The organism is Pseudomonas sp. MF4836, from assembly GCF_002018875.1.
Classification (GTDB): domain Bacteria; phylum Pseudomonadota; class Gammaproteobacteria; order Pseudomonadales; family Pseudomonadaceae; genus Aquipseudomonas.
Map to the genome: position 1 here is coordinate 238,415 of NZ_MVOL01000011.1, position 22,889 is coordinate 261,303.

The window sequence follows — 22,889 nt, forward strand, 5'->3', positions numbered from 1 at the left end:
CGCCGATCCACCTCAGCCTGTGCTCAAGCCTTGCGCTGTCAACGCCCCCTGTTCAAGATCGCTGGCGTTCCTGGGCAGGCACTGCTGCCAGGACGGTTCGACATCAATGGGCGCTCAAGGAGAGTTGGCAATGCTTCAAGTATGGGGACGCCGCAGCGCGTTCAATGTGCAGAAAGTCATGTGGCTGATCGGTGAACTGGGCCTGGCCCATGAACACATTCCCGCCGGCGGCAGCTTCGGGATCAAGGAAACACCGGAATTCCTGGCCATGAACCCCCACGGCCGGGTGCCGCTGATCAAGGACGGCGAGACCGTGGTCTGGGAGTCGCACGCGATCCTCAGGTACCTGGCGGCCACTTACGGCGCAACGGCACTCTGGAGCGACAACCCGGGGCAGCGCTCAGTGGCCGATCGCTGGATGGACTGGGCCCAGTGCAGCCTGCAAACCACCTTTATCAACGGGGTGTTCTGGGGCGGGTTTCGGACCCCGCAGGAGCAGCAGGACAGCGTGGCGCTCAAGGCCAGTGTCCAGCGCTGCGCCGAGCATTTTCAGTTGCTCGATCAGGTGTTGAGTCAGCAACCGTTCCTGGGCGGCAACGAGTTCTCCCTGGCGGACATCCCGGCAGGCACAAACCTGTATCGCTACTTCGAGCTGGAGATCGAACGCCCTGTCATCCCCAACGTCGAGGCCTGGTACGCCCGCCTCCAGGAGCGCCCTGCCTACCGCGAACACGTGATGATTCCCTTCGCCGAGATGCGCGGAAAGCTCGACTTCTAACCCCCATAATCGGCACGACTGGCCCCTGGGGCGCGCTGCGACCAGCGCGCAATAACCAGGGCCATGAGCAGTAACCCCGTGGCCACGGCAAAGCTGACCCGCAGGCCGTGGCTCATGGCATCGGGCGCACTCGTACTCAGCTCGGAGGCAGATGACGCCAACGCAAACACCGCACCGATGACGGACGCACCGCTGATCAGCCCGAGGTTGCGCGACAGGCTGAGCAAGCCGGACATCGCGCCGCGCTGATCGGCCTGGACATCCTGCATCACCGCGGTGTTGTTGGCCGCCTGGAACAGTTGATAACCCGGGGTCAGGATCACCAGCCCGGCCACATACCCGACGACGCCGAACAGCGGTGCCAGCACGCTCAGCGCAACCGCCCCGGCGAGCATGCCGAACAACCCGAGCACCACACCCCGGGGCGCCCCCAGTTGGTCGACGACGCGCCCCGCCGGCACCCCGCTCAGTGCTGAAACCACCGGCCCCATTGCCATCACCGCACCGACCACGGCCAGGTCGAGCCCCAGCCCACGGCTGAGATAAAACGGCCCGACCACCAGCGTCGCCATCATCACCGTCGACACCAGGCCATTCATGAGCAGGCTGGCGCCGAGCAATGGCTCGCGAAACAACGCCAGACGAATCAACGGTGACGCCACCCGGCCCTGCCCCCAGAGAAACAGCCCGCCGGCGAGTGCCGCCGTAAGCAGCAGCGCGGCATTGCGCCAATCGAAACGGCCGTGCCCGAGGGTCGTCGCCAGGGCATAAGCCGCGAGTGCCAGGGCCAGCAGCAAGGTACCGCTGTAGTCAAAACCGACCGGCCCAGCCTCGGCGCGTGGGCGATCGGCCGGCAGGTAACGGTAGGCCAGGGCCAAGGCCAACAGGCCCAGGGGCAGATTGAGCACAAAGATCGCGCGCCATCCCAGCCAGGCAATCAGCACGCCGCCCAGGGCCGGGCCCAGAGCTGTGCCGATCGCCGACATGCTCCCCAGCAGGCCCATGGCGCTGCCGGTTTGCGCCTTGGGCACGCTGTCGCCCACAAAGGCCATGGCCAGCGCCATCATGATCGCCGCCCCCAGGCCCTGGATCGCCCGCGCGCCGAGCAACCACCCCAGGTTCGGCGCCAGGGCGCACCCGAGGGAGGCCAGCGTGAACAGGGCAATGCCCGCCAGCAGCAGGCGCCGGCGTCCCATCAGGTCACCAAGGCGGCCGACGCTGACGATCAAGGTGGTGATGGCCAGCAGGTACGCCAGGACAACCCACTGCACCTGCTGGAAAGACGCCTCGAACGCCTGGGCCAGGGCCGGCAGGCCGACATTGGCAATGCTGGTGCCGAGGGAGGACAACAGCATCGACAGTGACAGGCTGGCGAGCACCCCGCGCAGCGCAGGCTCCGGGTGGGCAATGATCGGCTTCACGCTGTGCTCCCTTTTTGAGCGCCGCACAATGCAGCTGGCAACAGGGTATGGCCCGCACTGCCAAGGCGGAAGACGCAGCATTTGCACTTCAGGTGTGCACCAGACGCCATACCTCGATCCCGCCTGTGCTAACGTCGCTGCATGTCAAAACCCGACCTCAACCTGCTGTTTACCCTGGATGCCCTGCTCGCCGAAGGCAATGTCACGCGCGCTGCCCAACGCCTGCACCTGAGCCCGTCGGCCATGAGCCGGGCCCTGGCGCGCCTGCGTGAAACCACCGGCGATCCGTTGCTGGTCCGGGCTGGGCGCGGGCTGGTGGCCACACCGAGGGCCCTGGAATTGCGCGAGCAGGTCAGCCGCCTGCTGCAAGAAGCACAAGCCGTGTTGCGCCCCGTCGAACAGCTGGACCTCAAGCGCCTGGTGCGCAGCTTCACCCTGCGCACCAGTGACGGCTTTGTCGAAACCTTCGGCCCAACCTTGATCGCCCGCATCAGCCAGGAGGCACCCGGGGTGCAACTGCGCTTTGTGCACAAGCCCGACAAGGACAGCACGCCCCTGCGCGACGGCACGGTCGACCTGGAGACCGGCGTGGTGGATCAAACCACTGCGCCCGAACTGCTGACCCAGGCCTTGTTCCGCGACCGGTTTATTGGCGTCGTGCGCCAGGACCACCCCTTGACCCGGGGGGCGATCACCCCGGCGCTGTATGCGGCTGGGCGGCATATCGGCGTCTCGCGGCGTGGTCAGGACAAAGGGCCGCAACAGATCGAGCACGCCCTGCACACCCTTGGCTTGCAGCGCCAGCAGGTGGCCATCGTCGGCGGCTTTGCCAGTGCCCTGGCGCTGACCCGTGGCGACGACCTGATCGCCACCGTGCCTGAACGGCATACCGCCACCCTGCGCACGGGCCTGCACAGTTTTGCCCTGCCGCTGGTTTTGGCGCCGATCACCGTGTCCATGCTCTGGCACCCACGGCTGGATGCCGACCCGGCCCATCGCTGGCTGCGCGCCTGCCTCCGGGAGATCTGCGCAGAGCCCGCCGCGAACGACATCCTCGCCTGAACAGCCGGCCGCCCACTGCTGTACATTGCCGCCACGGACGACACATCATTTTCCCAGTGAACGGAGTTCAACGCGTGTTTTCGATCTTCCATCCGCGTCATCGCCGGCTTACCACCCTCTCGCTGATAGCCGCCGCCCTCACCCTCAGTGCCTGCAACAACCCGCCTCCCAGCACCGCCCTGCCCGCGGCCCCGGAAATCGCCTCGGGCTACCGCAGCGACCTGCACACCCGGTATGCCGACCAGCACATGGCCGCCGCCGCCAACCCGCTGGCAGCACAAGCCGGGCGCGAGATCTTGCGCCAGGGCGGCTCGGCCATCGACGCGGCAATTGCCATGCAAGCCGTGCTGACCCTGGTGGAACCGCAGTCTTCGGGCATCGGCGGCGGCGCGATGATCGTGCTCTGGGACGGCAAGGCGGTGCGCACCTACGACGGCCGGGAAACCGCACCGGCCGGCGCCAGCGAAAAACTGTTCCTGCAAGCCGACGGTCGCCCCATGCCCTTTCCCAAGGCGCAGATTGGCGGACGTTCGGTGGGCACCCCGGGCGTCTTGCGAGCCCTGGAACTGGCCCATCAACAACACGGCCGCCTGCCCTGGGCACAATTGTTTGAGCCGGCTATCCGCCTTTCTGAACAGGGCTTCCCGATCTCCCCGCGTCTGCACGGCATGATCGTGGCCGACCCTTATCTGGCGCAGTCGCCGGACATGGCCGGGTACTTCCTCAACAGCGACGGCAGCCCTAAGGCCGTGGGCACTCTGTTGCACAATCCAAGGCTGGCGGCGGTGCTGAAACGCATCGCCAAGGAAGGTCCGAATGCCCTGTACCAGGGCCCGATCGCCGAGGAAATCGTGGCCAAGGTCCAGGGCCACGCCAACCCCGGCAGCCTGTCGCTCGACGATCTGCAAGGCTACCGGGCCAAGGAGCGCGCGCCGCTGTGCAGCGACTACAAGCGCTGGCAGGTGTGTGGCATGCCGCCGCCGTCGTCCGGTGGCATCGCCGTGGCGCAGATCCTCGGCACCTTGCAGGCGCTGGAGGCACGTGACTCGCGCTACGCCCTGGCGCCGCTCAAACCGGTGAAAACCAGCCTGCCGGCCGGCCTCGAACCGGCGCCGCAAGCGGTGCATCTGATTGCCGAAGCCGAACGCCTGGCCTACGCCGACCGTGGCCTGTACGTGGCTGACAGCGACTTCGTGCCGGTGCCGGTGGCCGGCCTGGTCGCCCCCGGTTATCTGGCCCAACGCGCGGCGCTGATCGGCGAGCGCAGCATGGGCCTGGCCCAGCCGGGCAAGCCGCAGGGGATTGAAGTGGCGTACGCCCCGGACCGTTCGCCGATGCGTATTTCCACCTCGCAAGTGGTGGCGGTGGATGACCAGGGCGGCGCGGTGTCGATGACCACCACCGTGGAAGCCGCCTTCGGTTCGCACCTGATGGTCCAGGGCTTCATGCTCAACAACCAGATGACCGACTTTTCCTTTATCCCCGAAGAAAACGGCCAGCCGGTGGCCAACCGCGTGCAGCCGGGCAAACGTCCGCGCTCGTCCATGGCCCCGACCCTGGTCTTCGATCGCGCCAGCGGTGAACTGCTGGCCACCGTCGGCTCCCCCGGTGGCTCGCAGATCATCGAGTACGTGGCCAAGTCGGTGATTGGCATGCTCGACTGGAACCTCGACCCGCAAGCCGCCATCAACCTGCCCAACTTCGGCAGCCGCAACGGCCCCACCGAACTGGAGCAAGGCCAATTCACACCGGCCCTGAAACAGGCGTTGCAGGCCAGGGGGCACGCAGTGAACGAGATCGACATGACCAGCGGCACCCAGGCCATCGTCCGCGTGCGCGACGCCCAGGGCAAAGCCTCATGGGCCGGCGGAGCCGACCCACGGCGTGAGGGTGAAGCGTTGGGGGATTGAGCCGAAACTGAAAGGGGCCTACTGCGCAGTAGGCCCTTTCATCGCCGAAGCATCACGCACGGCCAGATCGAACACCGCAAGCACCACGGCAATCGATACCCAGGCCGTCGCCCAGCACTTGATGAAGATCCAGGCAAAAGTCAGCGCCGACAGGCCATAGGGCGAGCCCATGACACCGGCGAACATCAGGGTCAGGTACAGTTTTGCGCAGTACAGCAAGGCGAACAGCGTGGCGCCCCAGGAAGCGCAAAACACCAGCGACCCCATTCGCCCCCGCGATTCATTCGACGTCTTGTGCCGACGGACAATAAAAGCCGCCGCCAGGGCTCCAAGCCCGGTGTACACCGCCAGTTCGAACAGGCTGCTGATCCCCACCATCAGAATGGCCAACGCCTCAAGTGCACCAAAGGTGCCCACCAGTTTCATATCCAGACGCATCGTGCGGGCTACTCCATTGCCGTGCGGGAGCGCCGCGCCACCGCGCAAACGCCCCCAAAATACCGGGACCTGTGGGTGTACAGATCACAGCACTCCCATGAATGAGCGGCCAAGGTGAACCTGTGCTCGCGGGTTATCAACCGTTCCAAGGCATTTAAATCAGAGCGGTTTGAAGGGATTGGGGCGTACTGCAAAAAGCGAGTCGGCCACGAATTGTTGGGGGCGAGCATTGATCTCAACGCCGGGCGCACGGGAGGAACGCAAAGCGTTTCATCATCAATAGCGCCGAAACACACCTGGCCCTCAGCGCGTCCCCAAAACCCTGACGCGCAACACCCGCGCATCCAGCAAGCCCAACAGGGTCGCCACGGTGATAAAGACCACACCCATAGCCTCGGCCAATTCCGGCAGCAGCGAGCGCTGTATCACCTCGACAAAGGTCCAGGGGAAGTCGGAGAAAGCCAGCACCAGGGTCCGGCACGCAATCACCAGTGCGGCAAACAGGCAGGCCGCCGCCAGGGCGCAGAACAACACCGAAGGCCACAGGGGCTGATCGGCGCAGCGCGGTGCAGAAACCCGCCGAGTGAGGCGCACCGCACCCAGGGTGGCGATACAGGTGGTGAGTACAAGGCCCGTGCGCTCCAGGCCCCACAGCACATTGCCCAGCACCATCAGCGCGGCCAGCACAAAGAACAGTGCGACAAAGTGTTTATCGCGCCTGGACACCCGTCCCAAGCCGGGAAGCCAGGCGCTGCGGCGACCGCCGATGGACGCCAGTGAACTGCCGTCGCCGGCGAAATGCAGCGGCACCCGGGGTTTGCTTTCAGGCTCGGCCACCGGGGCGCGCATGACCTGCGGATCGAACCAGGCCAGCGCGCCGCCCACCGTCAGCAGGCTGATGCTCCAGCCCTTGAAGAAGGTCCAGCCCAGGTCCAACTGCGGTGCCGGGAAGCGCGCGCCACTGCGGGCGTTGACCACCAGGTCCAGGTAGAGCTTGGCGCTGTACAGAGCCGCAAACAGCGTGGCTGCGACCAGGGCACACCCCACCACACTCGGCCAGACCTCAGGTGCCCGCAGGCGGCGGCTTTTGTGGCGAGCAGTGATCAGCGCCGCCAGCAAGGCCCCAAAGCCACTGAACAAGGCAATATCGAACGGGCTATAGACCGGCAACAGCAGCAACGTCAGGGTTTCAATCAGGAAAAAAACCAGCAGCAGCTGGATATCGTGACGCATCGTACAAGCAACTCCTTTTGCCTGGAGGGGCGGTGCAGCGCCCTTGGGATTAGCCGATATCGCGCAGCGCAAAGGCAAGATGCGCAACAGGGCGCGCATCCTAGCCTTGAGTGGGCGGCGCAGGCAAAAAGAAATGTGTCATGAACCACCAGTGTGGCGAGGGAGCTGGGTCGCGCAGCGGCCCCAAAAATGGGACTGCTTCGCACCGGCCCACCGGCGCCCCCATCGGGAGCACGCTCCCTCGCCACAGGGTACTTTTCGCTTGTTCGATCACTGAAGTGTCAGAGTCTTCTCAAACCATTTCCTGCCAAAAACAACATTTCCAACTGCACCGTCACAGAATGTCGCAGCTACGCCGCTGCAGCGCGGCACCTGGGCCTTATTCTCCGTCCGTCGCTGCCCAATCGGCGACCGGGCTTGGCGGCCCGCCCACGAAAGGCGCAACGGCGCCAATAACACGATTGCAGGCGCTTTTTTTGTGCCCGCTTTTCTGTGTCATGGCGGATTGCGCAGGGACCCCTTCGGGGGTGCCGGTTCCTTTCGTGCCGGTCCGCCAACCTTGTGCAATCCGCCACCCTAACCTGCTTGGCGGCAGGCGGTGGAGGTTCCCAACACGAAAGGAGTCGTCACCATGAACCACACCCCAGCTCCGTCCCCTACCCTCACCACCCTCGGCGATATCGCCTTTGCCGACTGCGGCGAACACCCCCACCCGCTGTTTCGGGTCAATGCCGATGTGCCCGCAGCCGATGCCCTGCCGCATGCCTCGGCGCTGCTACATCTGGCAAAACAGTTCTCTCTGGAAGCCGCCTTGGAACCCCAGGTCGACCGCTATGCTTGGGCAGCACATTACTTGGGAGAGATGGCCAGGGCAGCGATGGATGATGTGCACGCTGCGCTAGCGGCGGCGTCTGAACGGCGCTGACCCAAGACGGGCAGAACCCTCTGCCCGTCCATCGCCTACTCTCCCCATTGACTTGTTTAGGTCCCGGGATGGGACTAGGATCCCGCCATGAGAATTATCGCCATCAGTCATTTGAAGGCCTTCTGGGAGAAGCACCCCGATTCGGAACAAGCCTTCCTGGCCTGGATTGACGAGGCAAAAACCGCCCACTGGTCCACCCCTGTGCAAATCAAGGAACAGTACCGCAGCGCCAGCATTCTCAAAAGCCGCAGGGTCGTGTTCAACATCAAAGGTAATGACTACCGGCTGGTGGTCGCCGTGGCCTACCGCTTCGGCGCCCTCTACATAAAGTTCGTCGGCACCCATGCGCAGTACGACGCCATCGACGCCGACCGCATTGATATGGAGCAAGCATGAATATTCGCCCTATTCACACCGACCAGGACTACCGCGCGGCGCTGAAAAATGTGTCGCCATTTTTTGATGACGAGCCCACCCCCGGTACCCCTGAAGGCGATTACTTCGACGTGATGGTGACCCTGATCGAGGCCTATGAGGCCAAGCACTTTCCAGTCGACCTGCCGAACCCGATCGAGGCCATCAAGTTCCGCATGGAACAGTCGGGATTGTCGGTGGCCGACCTGGTACCCGCCATCGGCCGTACCAACCGGGTGTACGAAGTGCTCAATGGCAAGCGCGCGCTGACCCTTCCGATGATCTGGAAACTGCACCAGCTGTTCGGTATCCCCGCGCAAAGCCTGATCAAGCCGGTCAAACCGGTGTAATCCCCCCGCGTTCACATAGCCTGTGCAGCCCCCATCCGCTCACGGTTATGCATCAACTCATCCAGCGCATCGGCATTCTCGTCAGCCCACGAGTACAGGGCCCTCAAGGGCTCGACAAAGCGCCAGCCCAGGGGTGTGAGGGCGTACTCCACCCGCGGTGGCATGTCCTGCAATACGGTACGGGCCACTGCGCCATCGCGCTCCAGCTCGCGCAAGGTCTGGGTCAGCATTTTCTGGGAGATGCCCGGCATGCTGCGTTGCAACTGGCTGCTGCGCGAGGCTCCGAAGCTCAGGCAGTACAGGACCATCGAGGTCCACTTGGTCGACAGCAGCGTATGAATGCGCCGTGGTGGGCAGGTTTCTTCGACGATCAGGGGACCGGCTACAGGAACGTAAGTGAGATCGCTCATGGTGACTTCCGCAGGTCTTGGGCACTAAAAAGTGCCTGATTTACAGTCAGGCACCGGCGACCAATAATTCTACCCATCCACGGCGGCGATCACCGCCCCGTCATTGATTCGAGGTTTGACCATGTCCCTGCCCACCACCATGCGCGCCTTGGTGCTGCACGATTACGCCAGCGGCCGCTTCAGCGAAAGCCAGGTGCCGCTGCCCCAGGCCGGTCCCGGCGAAGTCCTGGTGCGGGTAGTCGCCAGCGGGGTCAACCCGATCGACTACAAGATCCGCACCGGCAACGCGCCGTACGCCATGCCGGAACTGCCGGCGATCATCGGCACCGACCTGGCGGGCGTGGTCGAAGCCGTGGGGGCCGGCGTCAGCCAATTCGTTGTCGGCGATGAAGTCTATGGCCTCACCGGCGGTGTTCGTGGCCTGCAAGGCTCGTTGGCCGAATACGCCGCGGTGGACGCCCGCTTGCTGGCCCATAAGCCAAGCACCCTCAGCCTGCGAGAAGCGGCGGCCATGCCCCTGGTGTTCCTCACGGCCTGGGAAGGGCTGGTGGACCGGGCCAAGGTCGGCGCCGGACACAAGGTGCTGGTGCATGGCGGTGCCGGTGGCGTAGGCCATGCAGCGGTGCAGATTGCCCGCTCCCTGGGGGCCGAGGTGTTCGCCACCGTGTCGGCCGGTAAAAAGCACATTGTCGAAGGCTACGGCGCGACCGCCATCGACTACCGCACCCAGGGCGTCGCCGATTACGTGACGGCCCACACCGCAGGGGCCGGGTTCGATGTGATCTACGACACCGTCGGCGGTGCCAGCCTGGATGACTCGTTTGCCGCCATCGCCCACTACGGCCATATCGCCAGTTGCGCCGCCTTTGGCCAGCATGGGCTGGCCGTGGGTTCGCTGCGCTGCATGACCCTGTCCGGGGTATTTGTCCTCCTGCCCATGCTCAGCGGCAACGGCCGCGCCCATCACGGTGACATCCTCAAGGCGGCGGCGCAGATGGTCGAGCAAGGCCATTTCAGACCGCTGCTGGATGCCCGGCGCTATACCCTAACCGAGGCCCACGCCGCCCACGATGCCGTCGAGCAAGGCACGGCCGTGGGCAAGGTGGTGATCGATATCGCCTGACAGCTCCCGCCACGACAGGCTGGATCCCGCTATGCTCTGCCTCCTCTTTGTATGGAACAGAGCAACCGGCCATGAGTTTTCCCGCAGCCATCCTGAGCCAACTGCCGGGCATCGAACATGACTTCGCCGCAGTCGATGCCCCGCGACCCGCGTCGTTGTTCTTCTGCGCCCAGGCTCACACCGCCACGGTGATTGAAATCGACGAGAGACAGCCCGCCGGAGTGATCGAGGCCGACGCGGTCTTCACTCGCAGCCGGCGCCCCATTGCGGTGATTACCGCCGACTGCCTGCCGCTCCTGGTCGCCTCCGCCGACGGCGCACTGGTGGCGGCCATTCATGGCGGCTGGCAGGGTTTGCAGCGCGGCATCATCGGCCATACGTTACAGCGCCTTGAGGCAGAGGGCGTTTCACGCCAGCAGTTGAGGATTGCCATCGGCCCCGCGATCAAGCCGTGCTGCTATGAAGTGAGCCCCGGGTTTATCGCCACTCTGGAAGCGACCCAGGGGCATCTTTGGCAAGGCACACAACCGCCCTGGTTCGACGCTCAACCCCAGCCGCAACGGGCTCCAGCCATAGCACCGCCACCACCGACGCAGGCGGGCAGCCTGTGGTTTGACCTGAACCGCTACGCCCTCCTGCAACTGCACGCCGAAGGCGTCGCGTCGGAGCAAGTCGCCGTCAGCCCATCGTGCACCTATTGCTCCACCCAAGCCCTGGCCAGCTACCGCCGTCGAAACCATCGCGGGGAAGCCAAGGCCTTTCAGTATTCATGGATCCAGCGAGCCTGATACCCAAGGTTCAACTTCGCACCACCGAACAGAGGGTGACCCGTCGCAATAGCGCCTGTGCTTCGCGCGACGGCTGCGCTAACGTTGCACATTTTCCAGATCACCACAGGGAGTGAACGTGTCCGATAACCTTTATTCACCGCCACAGGCGCCGCTGCTGCACACCCCAGTGCAGGAGCAACAAGCTTTTTACGTGGTGTCACGGGGCAAGTTCCTGACCCTGTTCGTACTGACGTTTGGCCTGTACCAGTTGTTTTGGGCCTATCAGAACTGGCGCCAGTTCAAACAGGCCACCCAGCAGCCGATGTGGCCCATGGCGCGGGCGTTTTTTGCGATTTTCTGGACCCACGCCCTGTACCGCGAGGCCGATGCCTGGATCAAGCAAAACGGGCGCAGCCACCCTTGGCGGCATGCAGAACTGGCGACCTGGTTTGTATTGCTGGCGATTGCGAGCAAGGTGCTCGATGCCATGGTCAGAAAGAACATCGGCGCGCCGTTGCTCGACATCATCAACCTGGTGCTGATTCCGCTGCAGGCCGTGGTGACCTTCGAAGGCCAGCGCGGGCTGAATGTCGCCGGCGGCGACCCGCAGGGCCAGAGCAACGCACGCTTCACGCCCATCAACTACGTTTTTATCGTGATCGGCGTGGTGCTCTGGCTATTGGTGGCGGTGGGCCTGCTGGTCACCTAGCAGACCCACTGCCAGGCCTTACGCGCTGACGTAGACCCAGGCCTGAATCCCGGACTGCAACGCCACGCTGACGCGTTTGTAGTCCGCCACTTCGTAGCTGTCCGCGGCGGCCAGCTCCTGCGGGGTGATTTGAAACACGGTGCCCGGGATCGGCGCACTGGCCGCGCTGCCCGGACGCAGGATCGGGTGATGGGTCTTGCCGCTGGCAGCCAGCACTTGCGGGTCGGTGATTTCCACCCAGGCCTGGTCATAGCCCAGCATGGCGTCGGCGCTGCCGTTCAACTCGCGGCCGAAGTTGGCGATCTGTACGGCTTTGTCTTGCAGGGTGCCATAGGAAAACAAGTGAACCGTTGTTTCTGTTGCCACGCTCATCGGTACCTCCTGAATAGATAAACACTGTGCCTCAAGGGCGGTTTTCCAACCCGGGCGCGGGGCGCTGCTGACCCGCGCCCGTTACCGGATTCAAGCCGGGGCGTAACGCAGGTGGATCAAGGCGACGCGCTCGTCCAGCTTGTTTTTGCGGGCTTCAATGGCGAACGGCACAAAGCCCAGTTTCGGGTACAGCAGCAGTCCGGCGACGTTGCTGTTGAAGCACGACAGAGTGACCTCGGCGGCCTGGTGTCGACTGCGGGCGATCTCGATCATGTGCAGGATCAGCGCTGCACCGACACCGGTTCCGCGGGCCTCGGGGTCGACGATGACGTTGCCGATGGTGCAGGTGCCCTGCGCTTCCCAGAGGTAGAAGTTAGCGAAACCCACGACCTGGCCATCGCGCTCGATCACTGTTGAATCACTGCGCTTGGCGATGGACTCGCGCAACTGCTCGTGGGTCAGCGGCCAATGGGCGGCCGGGAAGAAAAAGAACAGGTCCTGCTCGGTTTGGGCGAAGCTGCAAACCCGTGGAATATCCCGTTCTTCTGCCGCGCGGAAGGTGAAGCTCATGCTCTGTCTCCTGACATCAAGGTCCTGCCATTACGCCAACTCGCTGCCTCAGCGGCTGGTCACCAAATGGGCGCCGAACAGCATGTAGCAACTGCCGGCAAAACGTTCCAGCCACTTGCGTGAGCGGCCATACGCCCCGGCCACGCGGCTGCTGGCAAAAAACAGCGCCACGCTGCAATACCAGCAGAACGACAGCGACGCCATGGTCAGCACCGCCAGGGCCAGCAGCAGCGGTGGCAGTGTCGCCGGCATCGAGGTGGCAAAAATAGTGGCGACAAACAGCGCCGACTTGGGGTTGGTCATGTTGCCCAAAAAGCCCAGGCGGTAGGCCGAGAACAGGCTGCGCGCCGGCTCGTGCGGCAGGCCATTGGCGTCGACCGCGACGGCCGGTTTACGGCGAAACTGCTTGAGCCCCAGGTAGATCAGGTAGCAGCCGCCAGCGATCTTGAACGCCAGGTACAGAGCCGGCGCCGCGGTGAACAGCGACTTGATCCCCAAACCGCCCGCCAGGCCCCAGAGCACGGTGCCGCTGGCCACGCCCAGGGCGGCGAACAGGCCGTGGCGCCTGGAGCAACTGGCCGCAAGCTGCGCCGTGGTGAAGAAGTTTGGCCCCGGGGTGATGACCGCAACGGTCCAGAGCAACGCCAGCGACAGCAAGGGAGCCGCGTAGATCAGGTGTGGGAGCTGCATGAGCCAACCGCCATGACAGGAGAAGGGAGAGCACGTTCTACTCCACTCCGGGGCTGTGGATCAACCGGTATGCCGGCTGACAGCGCTTGCGCCTTGGGTTAACGTGCGTTCCTTGCCCCTGCTACCAAGACCGCTCCAATGGCCAAGCCAACGCCCCCGACCGACTGGGTTCACCGCGCTCCCCCTGCCCAGGGGCTGGAGCGCATCGAGGCGTTTTTTTCGGGCCATGGCTACGACCCTCATCGGCATGACACCTACGCCATCGGCCGGACCCTGGCCGGTGTCCAGAGTTTTCAGTATCGCGGCGGTTGGCGGCACAGCCTGCCCGGCGCCACCATGGTCCTGCACCCCGACGAGCTGCATGACGGCGAAGCCGGGACCCAGGAAGGTTTTCAGTACCGGATGCTGTATGTCGAGCCGGCGCTGATCCAGCAGATCCTCGGCGGCCAGCCGCTGCCCTTCATCAAGGACGGCCTGTCCAGCGACCCGCGGCTGGCCGCCGCCACCGACACCTTGCTGCGCAGCATGCACAGCCCCCTCGACCCGCTGGAACAGCAAGACGCGCTGTACGACCTGGCCCAGGCGCTAAATGCGGTGTCCGGCGTGCCGCTGCAACGTCAGCGCTTCGATTACCTGGCGGCGGAACGTGCCCGCGAACTGATCCACGGTGCCCTCGAGCGCAGTGTCACCCTCGACGAGTTGGCCGAGCACAGCGGCCGCGATCGCTGGAGCCTGTCGCGGGACTTTCGCCTGTTGTTCGGCACCAGCCCCTACCGCTACCTGACCATGCGCCGCCTGGACCTGGTGCGCGCCCTGTTGATGCAGGGCCAGTCGCTGGTCAGCGCGGCGCTGATGGCCGGCTTTACCGACCAGAGCCACATGACCCGCCAGTTCAGCAAGACCTACGGCCTGCCCCCGGCCCGCTGGCTGAAAATGCACGGCCGCTGAGCCACGCACAATCGTACAAGAAGCGCAAAAGACCGCTGGCTACTCTGGGCACTCAAGAATCAATTGCCCGGAACCCCGCCATGACCACGACCACCAATCAAATCTCGTCCCTGCCCTACCAAAGCCTGAACTTCGCGCAGAAGCACAGCCTGTTCAGCGAACACTGGCAAGCCAAGGTCATCGCCGAAATGAACGACTACCAGTTCAAGCTGGTAAAGCTGCTGGGGGATTTCATCTGGCACGACCACCTGGACACCGACGAGACCTTCATCGTCCTCGAAGGCCAGTTGCGGATCGACTTTCCCGATGGCCAGGTGTTCGTCAACCCGGGGGAGATGTTTGTCGTGCCCAAGGGCCTCAAGCACAAGCCGTTTGCCGAGCACGAAGTGAAACTGCTGCTGATCGAACCCAAGGGCGTGCGCAATACCGGCCATGAAGGCGGCGAACGCACCGCCGCCAATGACGTGTGGATCTAAGTCCCGCGCTCAGTTGCCTTGCGCTGCACCCACGGGCGCAGGCGCTGGCTGCGGACTCAATGCCAGCAGCGCGCCCAACAATGCCAGCAGCGCACTGACCCCCACCGCCAGTTGCAGGCCGTAGGCCAGGCCACCGTCGACGCTGACGGTGTTGGCCAGGGACACCAGCAACGCCAGGCCCAGGGCGCCGCCGATCTGCTGGCTGGTGGAGGCCATGCCCGCCGCCACACCCTGTTCGCCGGCGGCAATCCCCTGCCCGGCCGAGACCCACATTGCGGTCCAGGTCATGCCCTGGCCGATGCTCAGCACGATCACCCCGGGCAACAGGCTCCAGTAACCAGCCCCCGTGGGCAGCGCCAGGTACACCAGGCCGATGCCCAGGGCGCCAGCCAGCAACCCGCTGACCAACGTACTGCGCAGGCCGAACCGCAGCAGCGAGCGCTCGGCCAGCCAGATGCCAAAGGTGCAGACCAGGGTCGAGGGCAAGAACGCCAGGCCGCTGTTCAATACGCTGTAGCCATAGACCTGTTGGAAATACAGGGTCAGGAAGTAGTACTGCACGCCAAAACTGCTCATGAACAACGCGGTCTGGACCATGGCCATGCACAGCGAGCGGTGCCTGAGCAGGCGCAACGGCATCAGCGGATCGCGGCCCCGGTGCTCGATCCAGGCGAACAGCCCGAGCAAGGCCAGGGCCAGCCCGAGACAGCCCAGGGTGGCCGGCGCCGTCCAGCCCCACTCCGGCCCCTGGACGATGGCGAACACCAGCAGGGTGCCACCCAGGGTCACGCTCAGCGCGCCGGGCAAATCGAACTGCCGCCCACGGGCGCGTCGCCCATCGGCCGGGATCCAGCGCCGGGCCAGCAAGGCGCAGGCGCCCGCCAGGGGCACGTTGACCAGGAACACCGCTTCCCAGCCCCACCACTGCGTGAGTACACCGCCGAGCAGCGCCCCCAGGGCCAGCCCCGCAGCCGACGCCGCGCTCCACACGGCAAAGGCCCGGTTGCGCGCCGGGCCTTCGGCGTAGTGGCTGTTGATCAGCGCCAGGGTCGCCGGGAACAGCATCGCCCCGCCCACGCCCTGCACCGCCCGCGCCAGCACCAGCAACAGCGCGCTGCCGCCCAGGCCGCCCGCCAGGGACGCCAGGGCATACAGCGCCTGGCCGATGATGTAGAAACGGCGCTTGCCCAGCAGGTCCGATGCACGCCCACCCAGCAGCAGGAAGCCGCCAAACGCCACGCTGTAGGCACTGACCACCCACTGCAACTGCTGCGCGGAAAACCCCAGCTCCTGGCCAATCTCCGGCAAGGCGATAAATACGATGGTGGCGTCCAGGGCGATGATCAGTTGCGCCGTGGCCAGCAGCAACAGCATCCAGCCCGAAGGCTTGGCCGCAGGAGAAGCGGGCATGGGGGAAATCCTTGTGTGGAAAAAGCGGCGGCCAGTGTCATTGATGCGCGTTAAATGATAAATACGCTGCACACGCTTTCAGTAATGACTTAAATCATGGATCTCAATGCCGTTCGCCTGCTGGTGCGGGTCGCCGAAACCCGCAGTTTCACCCGTGCCGCCGGCGACCTGGGGCTGACCCAGTCCGGGCTGTCCCGGGCTATTTCGCGCCTTGAGCAGCAACTGGGGGTGCGCCTGTTGCAGCGCAATACCCGCAGCGTAAGCCTGACCCCCGATGGCCAGGTGCTGGTGGAGCGCGCCGCGCCGCTGCTGGCGGAACTGGCCCACACCGAACACCTGCTGCTGGACCGCCGCGACTCGCCCACCGGGCTGCTGAAAATCAGCACCCCATCGCTGTTCGGGCGCAAAGTGGTGATGCCGCTGATCGGCCAACTCACCGCGCGTCACCCCGAGCTGTGCATCGAGGCGGTGATGACCGACCGCCTGGTGGACATCATCGACGAGGGGTTCGATGCGGTATTGCGCACCGGCGAGATCCAGGACCAACGCCTGATCGCCCGCCCGTTGCCGGCCCTGCACTGGGTCACCGTGGCCGCGCCGGACTACCTCGCGCGCCACGGCACCCCGCAGACCCTGGAACAATTGCAGCAGCACAACTGCCTGAGCGTGCGTAACCTGCGCAGCGGGCGGCTGGTGGATTGGCAGTTCATGCAAGGCGGCAAGCTGCGTGAGGTCAGCGTGCCCAGTCGCTTGATCTTCGACATCGGCGATGCCCTGGTGGAAGGCGTGCTGGGCGGCTTCGGCATTGCCCAGGTCATGAGCTTTGCGGTCGACGACGCCTTGGCCGACGGCCGCCTGGTGCCGATCCTCGAAGGGTTTTCCGGGTGCAGCCGCAGCCTGTCGCTGGTCTATCCACCCTCGCGCCAGTGCGCGCCCAAGCTGCAGGCCTTTGCCCGGGCCCTGGGCCTCGCGGCCTGCTGAAGCCTCGCTGCACCGTTATTCAACCAAGGAGAGTTCAATGGTCCGCGCCACCCTGATTGCCACCGATGGCCCCTACCTGGAAGCGTGCCTGGAGGTGCAAGGTCAGCGCTTTATCGTCATGGATGAGTTCAGCGTCAGCGCCGAGACTATGCCCCAGGTCGGCGACCGCTTTGACTTCGAGTTCTCGGCCGAGCTGGACGAAAACCAGTCATGGGCGCAGATATTTTCCCCCGAGCACCCGCAGCGCCAGGGCCTGGAGCACATCGATGGCTGGCGTTACCAGGCCTACGGCCGGATCGTCAGCGTCGCCCCGGTGGTGGTCGACTGCGCGGTGCTGCAGGTCGAAGATGTGGTGCGCTCCAGCGACCCGGCACTGATCGGCGAATACGTGGCGTTCACCATCACCCGGCTGGGCGGCTATCTCGCGTGAATCCCCCTCGACAAGGACCTTGCGTGAACAACTTTCCCACCCGCGAAACCCCGCGCCTGCTGCTGCGCGAACTGACGCCGCAAGACGCGCCAAGGCTGCTGCAAATGTATGGCGACGCCCAGGCGATGCAATGGCTGGGCAGCGACCCGCTTACCGAGTTGGCCCAGGCCCAGGCGCTGATCGAGACCTTCGCCACCTGGCGTCAGCAAGCCACGCCCGGCACCCGCTGGGGCATCGAATGCCGGCTGGACGGTCAGTTGCTCGGCGACTGCGGTTTGTTCAAATGGAGCCGCGAGTACCGCAGCTGCTTTGTAGCCTTCGCCCTGGCCCCCGACGCCAGGGGCCGGGGGGTCATGGGCGAAACCTTGCGGACGGTCCTGGCCTGGGGCTTTGCACAGATGCAGTTGAACCGCGTGCAAGCCCTGGTGCACCCGCAGAACCAGGCAAGCCTGCAACTGCTGGAGCGCCTGGGGTTCGAGCAGGAAGGCCGGTTGCGCGAGGCGGGGTACTGGGCGGGCCGGCATCATGACCTGCTGCAACTGTCGCTGCTGCGCCGCGAGTTCAGGCCCTGATCACGGCCTGGAGCGGGCTCACGGCTTCAGCAACTGGCCGTCGAGCGGCGCGCCAATGGTCAGGAAATGGCCACCGGCCACGTGGTGCAAGGTGCGCAGCGCATCATGCCCTTCGAAGTGCCAGCGGCCGTCGCTGAACACCCGCGAGTCAGCCTGGGCGGCAATCACCTCGGCCAGGAACAGGTCGTATTGCTGATGGTTGTGCGGCTCGGGCAACAGCCGGCATTCGAGCCAGGCCACGCACCCTTCCAGCAGCGGCGCCTCGACCTGTTCACCGGCAAAGGTCTGTAGCCCGTAGGCCTGGAATTTATCGCCACCGCCCTGTTGCAGCTCCAGGCCCGAGGTGGAGCCGACGGTCTGCACGATATCGGCCTGGGCCGCGCAGGGCACGTTGAGCACGAAGGTGCCTGCGGCTTCCAGCAGTTGGCGGGTCCAGGTGGACTTGTCGAGCACCACCGCGACTTTCGGCGGCTCGAAATCCAGGGGCATGGCCCAGGCGGCGGCCATGATGTTGCGCTGCCCGTCGTGGGCGGCACTGACCAGTACGGTGGGGCCATGGTTGAGCAGGCGATAGGCCTTGGACAACGGCACCGGACGACGCTGGGATGGGCTCATGCTGGCTCCTTGGGCAAAAGCGCGATTGTAGCGGGATCTGTAATCGGCCTGGGCCAGCCCCCGGGCCCAGGCGATAAAAAACCCGCGTCGGTGCAGGGCCGTACGCGGGTTGGATGGGGCCTGGGCCCGGGCTTAGGTGGAGAGTTGGTTGGCGAACTGCCCGACCGCGCTCACGACTTTTTGCGCGCCGTCCTGAATCTCGACAATCACCGTACCGGCTTCGGCGGCCAGGGCCAGCCCTTGTTCGGCCTGGCTTTGACCTTCGGCCATCAAGGCTACTGCATCGCGGGCCATGTCCTGGTTCTGACGCACCACGGCAACGATTTCTTCGGTGGCCTTGCTGGTGCGCGACGCCAGTTGCCGGACCTCGTCCGCCACCACCGCAAAGCCACGCCCCTGCTCACCGGCCCGCGCCGCTTCGATGGCGGCGTTGAGCGCCAGCAGGTTGGTCTGCTCGGCAATCCCGCTGATGGTCTTGACGATGGTGCCGATCACCAGCGACTGCTCATTCAGTGCCTCGATCCCGTCGCCGGCCTGCTGCATGTGCTTGGCCAGGTCGCGCATCACGTTGACTGCCTCGGTCACCACCGTGGTGCCACGCTGGGCACTATTGTCGGTTTGCAGCGAGGTGCTGTAGGCGATGTTGGCGGCTTCGGCGACGGCTATTTCCTGATTGACCTGATCGGTGATCACGGTGGCGAACTTCACCACCTTGTACAGCTTGTTGTTGGCGTCGAGCACCGGGTTGTAGGAGGCCTCGAGCCACACCACGCGACCATGGCTGTCGATCCGCTTGAAGCGCTCGGCAACGAACTCGCCATTGTTCAAGCGCTTCCAGAACGCCTGGTACGCGGCGCTGTTGTACTCCTCCGGCTCACAGAACATGCGGTGATGCTTGCCCTGGATCTGCGCCAGGGTGTAGCCCATGCCCTTGAGGAAGCGCTCGTTGGCCGTCAGCACGTGGCCATTGAGGTCGAACTCGATCACCGCGGTGGAGCGCACCAGGGCGCCGATCAGGTTTTCGTGCTCGCGCGAGGCTTCGATGGTGCGGGTCAGGTCGCTGCAGTAAATCGCGAAATACTTGATCCGCCCGGCCGAGTCACGAATCGGCTGCGAGATGGAGCGCAGCCAGGCTTCCTGGCCATTGCCGCGCAACAGGCGCACCGCGCCGGCGAAGTGTTCGCCACGGGTCAGCGACACCTTGAAGCGTTTGTGAAACTCATCGCTTCGAACATGCTCCGGCACCAGGTCTTCCAGGGCCCGGCCGAGCAGATCGCCACTCTTGTAGAGCATCTCCTGAGCGAAGTTGTGGTTGACCGAGTGAATCCGTCCATCGGCATCCAGGGTGAGAACCATCATCTCGCTTTCGAGGCTTTCCTTGACTTGCTGCAGGCTCGAGAGTTCTTCGCGAAGAGCCGACAGCTCTTGCTTCAAGCGTTTGTTGAACATGGGATGCACCGATGGACTGAAATAAGTGGCAGTTCTGAGCCTAACCATCGGCGCTGAAAGTTTTTTCTGAAGAGCTATAGAGATTTGTCTGACAAAAATACTTTCAAGCGGCGAACCGGCCACACTCTGGAGCCCGGACAGGCCTCTTGCCTGGTATCAGGCAGAGGTTATAGTCGTGCCCGGCACAATCCACGCTGATCGACGGAGTTGAGTAATGGATGATTCACGCAAGGCGCTTTTCGACCAGGCTGCAGCCCGGGTCGGCCACAGTTTCGCAGGGGAGATGCGGATTGGCGGCAACTATGTCTCCACCGTGCAACATGGCGACGAGGTGTACGTCAGCGGCCAGATTCCGCGCATCGACAACACGGTGATGGTGGTCGGCCGAGTTGGGGCCGAGGTATCCCTGGAGCAGGGACGGCACGCGGCACGGATCTGCACCCTGCGCGCGCTGGCCATTCTCCAGCAAACCCTGGGTGACCTGCAGCGCATCAAGAAGGTATTGCGCATCAACGTCTATGTGCAGAGCGCCGCCGACTTCACCCAACAGAGCGAAGTCGCCGACGCGGCGTCCGACCTGCTGTATTCAGTGTTCGCCGAGGCTGGGGTGCACACCCGCACCTCCCTGGGGGTGTACCAGCTACCGAAAAATGCATCGGTGGAAGTGGACATGATCGTCGCCCTCGAACCGGCCCCGGCGCCCCACGAAACCACCGAAGATTGAGGCCCGCGCGCGGGGTTAGCTGCCGTTGTTGCGGCACTGGCCCTGCACTTGATATTCGATGGTCCGCAGTTGCCCGGCGGAATCCTCGTAGGTCATGCGCGAGGGCACCAGGCCACAGGACTTGAGCGGCGGGGTCATGCTGACCACCCGGGAAATATCCAGGTTCATGCCATATCGATAGGGCTCAACCTTCGGCACCAACTTGCCCTGCTGTGTGGCGTAGCGCTCCATGGCTTGCTGGTTTGCGTCCATCGCGCGCTGGAACGTGCGCTCACCGCCGCCCTCGGCCCACGCCACGGATGACAGGCCCAATACCCACGCGGCGATCACTGACTGGATTGCTTTCACGACTGTTTCCTCGTCTGGATGACGCTGGCGAGGATATCCAGCCGACCCTGTCAGGGTGATCTCGGCCTCCTTACATTTCTGTCATCCAGCTCCGCCCTCCAGCACCGACCCCGAAAACAGCGCGGTTCTGCCAAGCGCACGGGCCGTGCTGCCTGCCGGTCTTGCAAAATTGTAATCCGCCCGTCACTCCGGGGTTATCTGCCGTTTGCAACTATCCGCGCTGGCTCCCCGTGCGGCTTTTGGCGCGGCCGCGAGCAGACCAATAAGAACGTCTCTGACGATAAGAAAGTTGATAGCTGCCACCCTTCAGGAGCGAAATTCATGCGTACTCAAACCCGCTTGTCGTTGTCCGTTTTCTGCGCGGCGCTGGGGCTTGGCCCGGTGTCGGTCAATGCGGCCGACGACAAGCCCGAAGGCTTTATCGAAGGCAGCAGCCTCAACGTGCTGGCCCGTAACTTCTACTTCAATCGCGATGACCGCAAAGGCCAGTCCAGCCCCACCGGCAATGGTTACTCCGAGGCCTGGGCCCAGGGGCTGATCGGCCGTTTCGAATCCGGCTTTACCCAGGGCACGGTAGGTCTTGGCCTGGATGCATTTGCCATGTACGGCTTCAAGCTCGATTCGGGAGCCGGACGCAGCGGCGGGGGCGGCTCGTTCGGCGTGCTGCCGGTCGACAGCGACAATCGCCCGGCTGACGATTACGCCAAGGTCGGTGGCGCGGCAAAAATGCGCCTGCTGGACACAGTGGTCAGGGTGGGCGACGTGTTCCCGAAAACCCCGGTGGTGCACTACGGAGATTCGCGGCTGCTGCCCGAGAGCTTTCGCGGCGCCACCTTTGAAAACACCAGCCTCGAGGGCCTGACCCTGCAAGGCGGACGGCTGCACGCCATGAGCCAGCCCGACAGCAGCGGCATGCGCGATGGCTTCGCGACCTTCTACGCGGGCAAGGTCGATTCGCCGTGGGTCGGTTATTTCGGCGGCGATTACCAGCTCAACCCCAACCTCAGTTTCAGCCTCTACAGCAGCCGCCTGAAAGACGCCTGGGACCAGCACTACTTCGGTACCGCGGCGAACTATCCCCTCACCGAGAACCTGGCGCTGTTCGCCGGTTTCAACTACTACAAGGCGGTCGACGAGGGCAAAAAACGGCTCGGCAAATTCGACAACAACATCTGGAGTGCCAAGGTCGGCGCAACCTATGGCGCCCATACCCTGGCCCTGTCCCACCAGCGCAACAATGGCGATGACGACTTCGACTACCTGCGCCAGTCGGACTCGATTTTCCTCGACAACTCGATCCAGTACAGCGACTTCAACTCGCCCAAGGAACGTTCGTGGATGGTGCGCTACGACCTCGACATGCAGACCTTCGGCATTCCCGGCCTGTCGTTCATGACCCGCTACGGCAAAGGCACCGGCGCCGACTACAGCAACGCCAATTCGGTGTACATGCGTCGCGATGCGGCGGGCGACCCGCTGACCGACCAGCGCCGCTGGGAGCGCGATATCGAAGCCAAGTACGTGGTGCAGGAAGGCAGCCTCAAGGACCTGTCGCTGCGCATCCGCCAGGCGACGATTCGCTCCAGCCGCTTTGAGTCCGACCTCGAGGAATTTCGCCTGATCGTCGAGTACCCGCTGGCGATTCTCTAAGCCTTGCGCCGGGCAGGTTCGGTGCCTGCCCGACGTTAAAACTTCTTCACAGACTCACACCTTTCAGAACTGTAATATCGGCCTCACCTTCTCGTTAGGTTGTGCTCCATA

27 protein-coding genes and 1 pseudogene are annotated in these 22,889 nt (G+C 64.3%); 16 read left to right on the forward strand and 12 right to left on the reverse strand.

Features of this window, described 5'->3' with window-relative positions; translation table 11 throughout:
• The first annotated feature begins 130 nt into the window (after positions 1 to 130).
• Positions 131 to 778 (forward strand): glutathione S-transferase family protein, encoded by a 648-nt coding sequence (locus MF4836_RS24615; protein ID WP_078472462.1) that lies wholly within the window; start codon positions 131 to 133, stop codon positions 776 to 778.
• Here MF4836_RS24615 and MF4836_RS24620 read toward each other — a convergent pair.
• Positions 775 to 2,199 (reverse strand): MFS transporter, encoded by a 1,425-nt coding sequence (locus MF4836_RS24620; RefSeq protein WP_078472463.1) that lies wholly within the window; start codon positions 2,197 to 2,199, stop codon positions 775 to 777. The two genes, MF4836_RS24615 and MF4836_RS24620, sit on opposite strands and share 4 nt — an antisense overlap.
• A gap of 141 nt (positions 2,200 to 2,340) precedes the next feature.
• On the opposite strand from MF4836_RS24620, the gene MF4836_RS24625 reads away from it, so the two are divergent.
• The gene (locus MF4836_RS24625) at positions 2,341 to 3,261 is read left to right on the forward strand and encodes a LysR family transcriptional regulator (protein ID WP_078472464.1); all 921 of its coding nucleotides are present in this window, start codon (positions 2,341 to 2,343) and stop codon (positions 3,259 to 3,261) included.
• Between the two features lie 74 nt (positions 3,262 to 3,335).
• A complete protein-coding gene (gene ggt / locus MF4836_RS24630; protein WP_078472465.1) occupies positions 3,336 to 5,171 on the forward strand; it encodes a gamma-glutamyltransferase in 1,836 nt (611 codons plus the stop codon).
• A gap of 18 nt (positions 5,172 to 5,189) precedes the next feature.
• On the opposite strand, the gene MF4836_RS24635 is transcribed toward ggt, so the two are convergent.
• Complete coding sequence (locus MF4836_RS24635) at positions 5,190 to 5,609, reverse strand: hypothetical protein (protein WP_078472466.1); 420 nt, start codon at positions 5,607 to 5,609, stop codon at positions 5,190 to 5,192.
• Positions 5,610 to 5,912: 303 nt separating this feature from the next.
• Complete coding sequence (locus tag MF4836_RS24640; RefSeq protein WP_078472467.1) at positions 5,913 to 6,842, reverse strand: hypothetical protein; 930 nt, start codon at positions 6,840 to 6,842, stop codon at positions 5,913 to 5,915.
• A gap of 631 nt (positions 6,843 to 7,473) precedes the next feature.
• On the opposite strand from MF4836_RS24640, the gene MF4836_RS24645 reads away from it, so the two are divergent.
• From MF4836_RS24645 to MF4836_RS24655, 3 genes are all read left to right on the forward strand, one after another.
• Entirely contained in the window at positions 7,474 to 7,767 is a 294-nt protein-coding gene (locus tag MF4836_RS24645; RefSeq protein ID WP_078472468.1) for a DUF3077 domain-containing protein, read from the forward strand.
• 87 nt (positions 7,768 to 7,854) lie between these two features.
• Complete coding sequence (locus tag MF4836_RS24650) at positions 7,855 to 8,163, forward strand: type II toxin-antitoxin system HigB family toxin (RefSeq protein WP_078472469.1); 309 nt, start codon at positions 7,855 to 7,857, stop codon at positions 8,161 to 8,163.
• A complete protein-coding gene (locus MF4836_RS24655) occupies positions 8,160 to 8,531 on the forward strand; it encodes a helix-turn-helix domain-containing protein (protein ID WP_078472470.1) in 372 nt (123 codons plus the stop codon). Before MF4836_RS24650 ends, MF4836_RS24655 begins: the two co-directional genes overlap by 4 nt.
• An 11-nt stretch (positions 8,532 to 8,542) precedes the next feature.
• Here the strand turns inward: MF4836_RS24655 and MF4836_RS24660 are convergent, their stop codons facing one another.
• Complete coding sequence (locus tag MF4836_RS24660; RefSeq protein WP_020297680.1) at positions 8,543 to 8,941, reverse strand: winged helix-turn-helix transcriptional regulator; 399 nt, start codon at positions 8,939 to 8,941, stop codon at positions 8,543 to 8,545.
• A 121-nt stretch (positions 8,942 to 9,062) separates the two neighbouring features.
• Between MF4836_RS24660 and MF4836_RS24665 the strand changes: the two genes are divergently transcribed.
• From MF4836_RS24665 to MF4836_RS24675, 3 genes are all read left to right on the forward strand, one after another.
• Positions 9,063 to 10,064, forward strand: a complete 1,002-nt coding sequence (locus MF4836_RS24665; RefSeq protein ID WP_078472514.1) for a zinc-dependent alcohol dehydrogenase family protein — start codon at positions 9,063 to 9,065, stop codon at positions 10,062 to 10,064.
• 71 nt (positions 10,065 to 10,135) lie between these two features.
• Positions 10,136 to 10,852, forward strand: coding sequence for a polyphenol oxidase family protein (locus MF4836_RS24670; RefSeq protein WP_078472471.1), 717 nt, complete (start codon positions 10,136 to 10,138; stop codon positions 10,850 to 10,852).
• A gap of 118 nt (positions 10,853 to 10,970) precedes the next feature.
• A complete protein-coding gene (locus MF4836_RS24675) occupies positions 10,971 to 11,543 on the forward strand; it encodes a hypothetical protein (RefSeq protein ID WP_078472472.1) in 573 nt (190 codons plus the stop codon).
• An 18-nt stretch (positions 11,544 to 11,561) separates the two neighbouring features.
• Here the strand turns inward: MF4836_RS24675 and MF4836_RS24680 are convergent, their stop codons facing one another.
• The 3 genes from MF4836_RS24680 to MF4836_RS24690 all read right to left on the reverse strand — a co-directional run bounded on the left by MF4836_RS24680 (position 11,562) and on the right by MF4836_RS24690 (position 13,175).
• Positions 11,562 to 11,915, reverse strand: coding sequence for a gamma-glutamylcyclotransferase family protein (locus MF4836_RS24680; RefSeq protein WP_078472473.1), 354 nt, complete (start codon positions 11,913 to 11,915; stop codon positions 11,562 to 11,564).
• Between the two features lie 90 nt (positions 11,916 to 12,005).
• On the reverse strand, positions 12,006 to 12,485 hold the full coding sequence (locus MF4836_RS24685) for a GNAT family N-acetyltransferase (protein WP_078472474.1): 480 nt from the start codon (positions 12,483 to 12,485) through the stop codon (positions 12,006 to 12,008).
• Positions 12,486 to 12,533: 48 nt separating this feature from the next.
• On the reverse strand, positions 12,534 to 13,175 hold the full coding sequence (locus MF4836_RS24690; RefSeq protein ID WP_078472475.1) for a LysE family transporter: 642 nt from the start codon (positions 13,173 to 13,175) through the stop codon (positions 12,534 to 12,536).
• A gap of 138 nt (positions 13,176 to 13,313) precedes the next feature.
• On the opposite strand from MF4836_RS24690, the gene MF4836_RS24695 reads away from it, so the two are divergent.
• Both MF4836_RS24695 and MF4836_RS24700 read left to right on the forward strand, forming a co-directional pair.
• Entirely contained in the window at positions 13,314 to 14,123 is an 810-nt protein-coding gene (locus MF4836_RS24695; RefSeq protein WP_078472476.1) for an AraC family transcriptional regulator, read from the forward strand.
• Between the two features lie 80 nt (positions 14,124 to 14,203).
• Positions 14,204 to 14,599 (forward strand): cupin domain-containing protein, encoded by a 396-nt coding sequence (locus MF4836_RS24700; protein WP_078472477.1) that lies wholly within the window; start codon positions 14,204 to 14,206, stop codon positions 14,597 to 14,599.
• Positions 14,600 to 14,608: 9 nt separating this feature from the next.
• On the opposite strand, the gene MF4836_RS24705 is transcribed toward MF4836_RS24700, so the two are convergent.
• A complete protein-coding gene (locus MF4836_RS24705; protein WP_078472478.1) occupies positions 14,609 to 16,009 on the reverse strand; it encodes an MFS transporter in 1,401 nt (466 codons plus the stop codon).
• A gap of 96 nt (positions 16,010 to 16,105) precedes the next feature.
• Here MF4836_RS24705 and MF4836_RS24710 point away from each other — a divergent pair, with 96 nt between their 5' ends.
• Genes MF4836_RS24710 through MF4836_RS24720 form a run of 3 tightly spaced genes read left to right on the forward strand, consistent with a single transcriptional unit; the run spans position 16,106 to position 17,992 of the window.
• The gene (locus MF4836_RS24710) at positions 16,106 to 16,990 is read left to right on the forward strand and encodes a LysR family transcriptional regulator (RefSeq protein WP_078472479.1); all 885 of its coding nucleotides are present in this window, start codon (positions 16,106 to 16,108) and stop codon (positions 16,988 to 16,990) included.
• Positions 16,991 to 17,027: 37 nt separating this feature from the next.
• Positions 17,028 to 17,420, forward strand: a complete 393-nt coding sequence (locus MF4836_RS24715) for a hypothetical protein (RefSeq protein WP_078472480.1) — start codon at positions 17,028 to 17,030, stop codon at positions 17,418 to 17,420.
• A gap of 23 nt (positions 17,421 to 17,443) precedes the next feature.
• Positions 17,444 to 17,992 (forward strand): GNAT family N-acetyltransferase, encoded by a 549-nt coding sequence (locus tag MF4836_RS24720; RefSeq protein ID WP_078472481.1) that lies wholly within the window; start codon positions 17,444 to 17,446, stop codon positions 17,990 to 17,992.
• An 18-nt stretch (positions 17,993 to 18,010) separates the two neighbouring features.
• Here MF4836_RS24720 and MF4836_RS24725 read toward each other — a convergent pair whose 3' ends face one another.
• The 3 genes and pseudogenes from MF4836_RS24725 to MF4836_RS36210 form a co-directional block, all read right to left on the reverse strand.
• On the reverse strand, positions 18,011 to 18,607 hold the full coding sequence (locus MF4836_RS24725; protein ID WP_078472482.1) for a flavin reductase family protein: 597 nt from the start codon (positions 18,605 to 18,607) through the stop codon (positions 18,011 to 18,013).
• A 132-nt stretch (positions 18,608 to 18,739) separates the two neighbouring features.
• Entirely contained in the window at positions 18,740 to 19,171 is a 432-nt protein-coding gene (locus tag MF4836_RS36205) for a methyl-accepting chemotaxis protein (protein ID WP_371106533.1), read from the reverse strand.
• Between the two features lie 114 nt (positions 19,172 to 19,285).
• Positions 19,286 to 20,104 (reverse strand): annotated as a pseudogene (locus tag MF4836_RS36210) (PAS domain-containing protein); the annotation flags it as partial.
• A 166-nt stretch (positions 20,105 to 20,270) separates the two neighbouring features.
• On the opposite strand from MF4836_RS36210, the gene MF4836_RS24735 reads away from it, so the two are divergent.
• Entirely contained in the window at positions 20,271 to 20,780 is a 510-nt protein-coding gene (locus MF4836_RS24735) for a RidA family protein (protein WP_078472484.1), read from the forward strand.
• 15 nt (positions 20,781 to 20,795) lie between these two features.
• Here the strand turns inward: MF4836_RS24735 and MF4836_RS24740 are convergent, their stop codons facing one another.
• Positions 20,796 to 21,128 (reverse strand): DUF2790 domain-containing protein, encoded by a 333-nt coding sequence (locus MF4836_RS24740; protein ID WP_078472485.1) that lies wholly within the window; start codon positions 21,126 to 21,128, stop codon positions 20,796 to 20,798.
• Between the two features lie 321 nt (positions 21,129 to 21,449).
• Here MF4836_RS24740 and MF4836_RS24745 point away from each other — a divergent pair, with 321 nt between their 5' ends.
• Positions 21,450 to 22,778 carry an OprD family porin gene (locus tag MF4836_RS24745; RefSeq protein WP_078472486.1) on the forward strand — a complete coding sequence of 443 codons (1,329 nt, stop codon included), beginning with the start codon at positions 21,450 to 21,452 and terminating at the stop codon, positions 22,776 to 22,778.
• The last annotated feature ends 111 nt before the right edge of the window (positions 22,779 to 22,889 follow it).